The following is a 6,747-nucleotide window of genomic DNA, read 5'->3' as shown; positions in this document are numbered from 1 at the left end:
TTGTTGCATGAATGTGAGGGAATAATCCAGACATTTCAAGTTCTAAATAATGGAATTAGTAAGTCTGTGTTTTATGCATATTATAATGTACCCATAACCGTGGACACGATATATTTTGAGTTCCCTCATTTATGAACACATCTAAAATGCTGTTCCCTTATTATTGGACATTTTCTCAAATCATGGTAGCATCATGGTTTATCGGATTGTTTATAGATGTAAATATTGATTTTGGTGATCCTCAAGGATTTTGGACTCTTAGGGAGCTGCTTCCTGTTTTGGCAATGGGGATTTGTATTCTAAAAGCTATCAAAAACAATGAGAAGAAATAAATTGGAATTTAGAAAGGGGTGCACTGCCATGCTGAGAAAGTTGAATTGTTTTTTAAACATCGTTATCGGTTCATTCATAGGAGTTTTCATTGGGTTCGGAATTTATAATTTAAGACACACTGTGTCCTGAATTGAGCTGGTCACATTATCGTGTCTTGATGCGTATAAATGATGAGAAGGCAAGAACAAATGCAATGTAGACTTGGGATATAAAAAAAGCTATACTATAGAAAAAGCTATACTATAGAAAAAGCGTTAGAGGTGGCATCGGGAATGAAAAATAAAATTTTGGTGATAGAAGATGACCGCGCAATTTCAGAATTGCTGTGCATGAACCTGGAGGCAGCAGGGTATGAGACTGTGGCAGCGTATGATGGGGAAGAAGCCCAGAGGCTGCTCTTATGGCAGGAGGACGCAGACCTGGCAGTGGTGGATATCATGCTGCCGGGAAAAGACGGATTTGCACTGATGGAGGATTTTAAAAAGAAGGAGCTTCCGGTGCTCTACCTGACTGCAAAGGATGATGTGGCTTCCAAGGTGAAGGGATTAAAGCTGGGTGCAGAAGATTATATGGTAAAACCTTTTGAGATGCTGGAACTTCTGGTACGCATTGAGAAGGTGCTGGAGAGGACGGGACGGGCCAAGAAAGTCTTAACGGTCCGGAACATCCTGGTAGACATGCAAAGCCATCGGGTCTATAAAGACGGGCTTCCGGTAAGCCTAAAGCCAATGGAATATGACCTCTTTGTGCTGCTCCTGCAAAATAAGAACATTGCGCTTGGAAGGGAAGAACTGTTAAAACGGGTCTGGGGAGAAAACTACCTGGGGGAAAGCAGGACGGTGGATGTCCATATCGGACAGCTCAGAAAAAAGCTGGAACTTTATGATGAGATCAGGACGATCCCGAAACTTGGATACCGTCTGGAGGAATAGGGATGAAGCTGTGGAAACGAACGGTACTTCTTATGCTGGTAACGCTATTATGTGCCCTGATCCCAGTGGGAACGCTAAGTCTTTATATCACAGGAAAACGAAGCCTCAATAATGCTGCAGAGACCTACGGAAGACAGCTGGAAAATGGCAAGGTACTCCTGGAACAATTTTGGGATAATAGCAAATATGAGCAGATGTCCGAGACTGGAAAGCGGGCTTATATGGGCTTTCAGTTCCAGCGATGCTGTGGGGAAGGCATGGCCCTGATCGACCGAAAAAGCAATGCCGTCATTGAAAACCTGACAGATTATAAAGTGGTGGGGCTCGAAAACTTAGGCTTAAAGGATGAAGGAGATCCGTATGCCTACAAGATACAGAAACTGGGACAGAAATACCTCCTTCTCCAGCTGGAACCATTATCCAGACCGGAAGGATACGAAGTCCTCTCTGTCCGGGAAGTTACAGGGCTTTTTGCAGAGCTTAGACAGACCGCTGTCTGGTTTTTGGGAATTTATCTGGCTGTGTTCCTGATCGCCGGCCTTTTTATTTATATGATGATGCGAAGAACTGTGGAACAGATGGAGAAGCTACAGGAAGTGGCAGAGAAACAGGAGCTGCTCATGGGGGCACTTTCCCATGAAATGCGTACCCCGTTAACGTCCATTATCGGGTATTCGGATACCCTGCGCCATGTAAAGCTGAAAGACGAACAGAAAGACCGGGCACTGGAACATATCAACAGGGAGGGAAAACGCCTGGAGGCTCTTTCTGGGAAGATGCTGCAGATGCTGGGGCTTTATCAGAACCATGCCATACAGATGGAAATGACCACGGCAGGTGACCTTTTAAACCATGTCATAGACATGGAAAAAGAACAGGCAGAAAAGAAAGCGGTGCACCTCAAGATGGAATGTGAAGCCTTTTCCATGAAAATGGATCCGGCCTTGATGGAAAGCCTTCTGATAAACCTGATCGACAATGCCCTAAAGGCTACGGATGCCGGTGGAAGCATTTGGGTAAAGGCTTATGAGAAAGCTGGAAAAAAGATCTTTGAGGTGTCGGATACCGGAATGGGGATCCCGGAGGAAGAACTGGGAAAGATCACAGATGCATTCTATATGGTGGACAAATCACGAAGCCGAAAAGAAGGCGGATCCGGACTTGGGCTGGCACTCTGTGTGAAGGTGGCTGAAATCCATGGCGGATGCTTGAAAATCGAAAGCAGACAGAGAGAGGGGACCACGGTAAGAGCCATCTTCTGATTTACAATTTGTTTACATCTTGATGAATACATCGGCGAAGCAATATGGTACTCTTTTCTTATAAGAAGAGGGTACCTTTTTTAATACCGAAAGGAAAGGATGGAAAAAGGATGAAGAAAATAAAAATGTTTATGGGAGCCGTTCTGTGTATAAATCTTTTGACATTATCTGGATGTGACCATGTTGTTCAGTCTGCTGTTGTGGAAGAAAAGGATCAGACAGAACAGAAAAAAGAAGAGAAAAAGGAGACAGTTCAGAAAACCGTTGCCGAACAGGTACAGTCACCGGAAACATACCAGACAACGATCCAGGCAGATCTAAGATCAGCGGACCGGGAGGATAAAGAAACTCCGATGAATTTTACCCTGACAGCGGATGCACCGGTAAAAGTCCCGGATGTAGATGCAATCTGTTTAAAAAAAGTAAAAAGGGTGGCGATTCCTGAAGAAGAACAGAATAAAATAAAAGACACATTCGGAAAAGGACAGCCCATGCAGGAAGAGAAGAATGAGAACGAACAGGCGGGGACATATACAGTAGATGGACTGACCTATCGGTATTCTTATACACAGAGTGAGCAGGTATCGGATGTGGAGGAACTCGGATTTGGGATAGCGAAGTTTATCTTTGACGATTGTGGAGACATGACCCTGGAATCGAGTGAGAAAAAAGAAAGGGAAGAACGCTTTCAAAATTATATAAAGGCAGGAAGCGGGAAAGTATCTGAAAAGGAAGCAAAGGAGAAGGTTTCAGGTCTTGTGTCCGGAAACTGGGAGATATTTGAAAGTTCCTCAAAAGCACTTACTGAAGGAAGCACTACCCTGGAAAAAGATGACTTCATTTTTGAACGGATGATAGACGGGGTTCCGGTTAATTATGTGAGGGAAACCTCTCTGCCTGTTAATGAACAGGCTCTTGAATGGGAAAACGAAGATGGAACACTTCATGAAGGACAGTCTGAAGGATGGGAAAATGAAGTACTGACGATGGACTTTTGCAGTGGGACACTTCAGAGTTTTCTGCACCGAAATCCCATAGAAGCATCGAATGCTTCCGATGAGAGGCTGTTCTTACTTCCTTTTGATGAGGTCAAGGATATCTTTGAAAAAACGATCACTTTGCAGGTCATGACAGAAGACAAGAATCGGCTGATCTCTGTCGATGGAGGAAGCCACTACCGTTATCCGTCCATTGATGCACAGAGCGCGGAGATAAACATAACAAAGGTACAGCTGGGTTATATGTGCATGCCAGACAGTGAAGGCAGCGATACCGAAGCAGTCCTGATCCCGGTGTGGGATTTTTATGGAACCTGGACATCCAAAGAGCCAGAGTATGAGTACGGAAATGGGGAGGATGGACTGGTCATGGGAGATGTGATAATGGATGATGCAGGTGTTCCACTTCTTACGATCGATGCACGGGATGGAAGCGTAATACAAAGGATTCAGGCTGGATGGGCGGCTTCTATGGGCTCCAAGGATATAAAATAGAGTGTGAATTTCAATTTTTAATTAATGATGACAGAAAGACCTGGATTTTCAGGTCTTTCTGCTTTACAGGAAAAAGAAAAATACGTTATACTTTTCCTATAGAAAAAGGTTGGAGGAATATGTATGGCAGAAAAATGGCAGAGCAGATCGCAGAGATTTTAAAAGAATCTGATTATCATACGGTAGAGAAGGCACTGGCAGATTTCCGCAGACCGATGGATGGGGAATTCAGGAATCTTCTGGTGGATATTATTGTGGAACGATGGATCGATACGCCTAAAGACGTACCGTTTTCCTATGCCCGCAGCATTTGGAATCGGAAAGATATAAATAGAGAAGAGTATCAGGCATTGCTGGAGGAAATCCGAAGCTATCCCATCGCACCGATCAACAAGGCAAAGATATCGGATTTTTTATGGGTTGTGGAAAATGATTTCTCAAATGCTAAAATAGCAGAAACGGCTTATTGCGAACACTTGAAGAACACCGGTGCATTTGCAGATCATATCATGGCTATAAACCGGATCTTGTTTATCTCTAAAAAAATGCGAAGCAAGGAAATCAATGAAGTGGTGCGAAAGAATCTGCTGATAAAAGTATTAGAAGAGTATGATAACAGCAGCCATGCAAAAATTGGATATTTGATAAAAACTGCCATGGAGGAAAAAGTGGATACAGGATATCTGATCCCTTATGTGGAAAATATCTTGAAAACCTACGATGATAATAGCTGCGATGCACCGCTCATTGGTAAGTTTTGTGATCTGTTGGAAGAACTCTATTGCAGAAAAAATAACTGGCAGAAGAAAAAGTGTATTACTGAACCTAAACTGATTGCGATACGAAGACGTAAGATTCAGGCTGTCCGGATGGAGGCTGAATATGCCGGGGGCTCTTCCAAAGGAAATTTAATGAGAAAGATTCACTATTTGAAAGAGGTTATTCAGTTGTTAAAGACCATACAGGGTACGGAAGAAGAAAGAAAGGCACTGTTGCAGGAAATAGCACAGATAGAAGAAGCTTCTCTTTCGGAGATGATGGTATGGAGTGATAAACAGGATGCCAGTGGCATTGTAAAAGAACTGTTCCGTCAACTGGAGGATCTTGATAAGGAAGAAGCACTGTGTTATTTTACTTCATTTCTTCCGATTCCGGAAAGAGAAAGGGTAAAGGATCAAGTATTAAATAGGACTGGGATCCTGCACACGATATTTCCAGCGGCAATCCTTGGAAAAGGAGGAAAATTAATTGCTAAAAGCAGGCCTGTGAAAAAGCACGATGGAACAATTGATGAAGGAGCTCTTAAGGATAATATGGAGCGGACAGCAGCCATGGAGATGGATTATTTTGCACAGATCCTGGTGAGAAATACGTTTGAATATATTCGTTCCAGATTTGTGATCGAAGAGAGTGATGTAAAAAAGATTGTAGATGTAAGTTGTGCGATTCCGGAGGGGAGAAAAGAATCGTATACCAAGGGTCTTATGTTTGGCTTTTCAGGAGATTTTTTGACGGCGCTAAGTATCCTGATTCCACAGATAGAAAATGCAGTAAGATATCTGGCAGTGGAATGTGGAGAACCTGTTTACAACATGAATGAAGAAGGGATTGAAGAAGTAAAACCAATGCACGCTGTCTTAGAATTGGAAGGAGTAAAAGAAAGCCTGGATGAAGACCTTATATTTGCTTTAAATACGATTTTCTGTTCAAAATTTGGATTTAACATGCGCAACAATGTGGCACATGGAATGCTGGATGATCAGGCATTCCAGAGCTTCAAAGCTTTGTATATCTGGTGGTTTGCACTGAAATTTTGCTATCTATTCTGCGGAAAATTACAGGAGGAGAATAGAAGTAAAATAAATAAAAAGCTGAAACAGCTGATGGAGAAGAAAGATAATATGGATGAGAATTAATATAAAATGGTTGGACGGATGGTATGGTTTCCTTAAAAAGTGTTCGGAAGTACCTGGCAAGCATAGCGTTTGGATATCAAAACGCACTTTGGGGACGGCCTCAACCCCCGGAATGTGTAGCACTGAGAGTAAATCTATAAATATAATATGAATTATAAAAATACTCCAACTTATTAGTAGTCAGAGTGTTTTTCATAAGCATATATTTTTTCTATAAAAAAAAGTAGAGAGAAAGTATTTTGGTAGTTACGGATTTAAGAAAAACCAAAATTCATGTCCCTGGCATACAATATATCGCTCCAGCCATTCATTAAAAGGAAGGTTAAAACGATCGGTGTCAGGAGCGGGATAACATAAATAATCGTCTCTACCTTCTGATACAGCCTGCAAATTCATGGTTATATCACCTATATCTTGCAGACAAAGAATGGGGAGATGATATGTGAATTCTGGATCAGATAAAATAGGTGTATTATTCCAAAATTCTTTTTGATTAAGAGCTTCTTTTAAAGAGTAGATGGTACAACTGACTAGAGAACTACCCTCTTCTCCACAAAATAGCTCCATTCCATTTGAACAAGATAAAAAGGCTTTATACGAAGCGGGAAGTTTCATGTTAGGGAAATATTCTTCAAATAACTGAAATTCTTCAGAGGATACAGGCGAGTAAAATTTACGAGTATCTCTATTTTGAAGTTTTCAGTATAAAATTATATAAATATATAATAAAATTTATTTATAAGCCCCCAAAAAGGACAATAAGAATCTCCCAGCCCCTCGATCTCACAGCGATATTCCTTTGTTCCACCGT

5 protein-coding genes and 1 pseudogene are annotated in these 6,747 nt (G+C 41.8%); 5 read left to right on the top strand and 1 reads right to left on the bottom strand.

Annotated elements, in window-relative coordinates; genetic code table 11:
- Window positions 1–131 precede the first annotated feature (131 nt).
- From H8Z82_RS16400 to H8Z82_RS16380, 5 genes are all read left to right on the top strand, one after another.
- A complete protein-coding gene (locus H8Z82_RS16400) occupies window positions 132–332 on the top strand; it encodes a hypothetical protein (protein ID WP_119253124.1) in 201 nt (66 codons plus the stop codon).
- A gap of 273 nt (window positions 333–605) precedes the next feature.
- Window positions 606–1,265, top strand: a complete 660-nt coding sequence (locus H8Z82_RS16395) for a response regulator transcription factor (protein ID WP_186995711.1) — start codon at window positions 606–608, stop codon at window positions 1,263–1,265.
- 2 nt (window positions 1,266–1,267) lie between these two features.
- Window positions 1,268–2,527, top strand: coding sequence for a sensor histidine kinase (locus H8Z82_RS16390; RefSeq protein ID WP_186995710.1), 1,260 nt, complete (start codon window positions 1,268–1,270; stop codon window positions 2,525–2,527).
- Window positions 2,528–2,637: 110 nt separating this feature from the next.
- Window positions 2,638–4,020 (top strand): DUF6034 family protein, encoded by a 1,383-nt coding sequence (locus tag H8Z82_RS16385; RefSeq protein ID WP_186995709.1) that lies wholly within the window; start codon window positions 2,638–2,640, stop codon window positions 4,018–4,020.
- 119 nt (window positions 4,021–4,139) lie between these two features.
- Window positions 4,140–5,936, top strand: a complete 1,797-nt coding sequence (locus tag H8Z82_RS16380; protein WP_186995708.1) for a DUF4209 domain-containing protein — start codon at window positions 4,140–4,142, stop codon at window positions 5,934–5,936.
- A gap of 246 nt (window positions 5,937–6,182) precedes the next feature.
- Here the strand turns inward: H8Z82_RS16380 and H8Z82_RS16375 are convergent.
- Window positions 6,183–6,587: pseudogene (locus tag H8Z82_RS16375) on the bottom strand (SMI1/KNR4 family protein); the annotation flags it as partial.
- Window positions 6,588–6,747: the final 160 nt, after the last annotated feature.

The sequence above is a fragment of the Blautia difficilis genome (assembly GCF_014297245.1).
Lineage (GTDB): Bacteria > Bacillota > Clostridia > Lachnospirales > Lachnospiraceae > Blautia_A > Blautia_A difficilis.
Note: the sequence above shows the minus strand (reverse complement) of the source record. Positions and strands in the feature narration are given on the sequence as shown.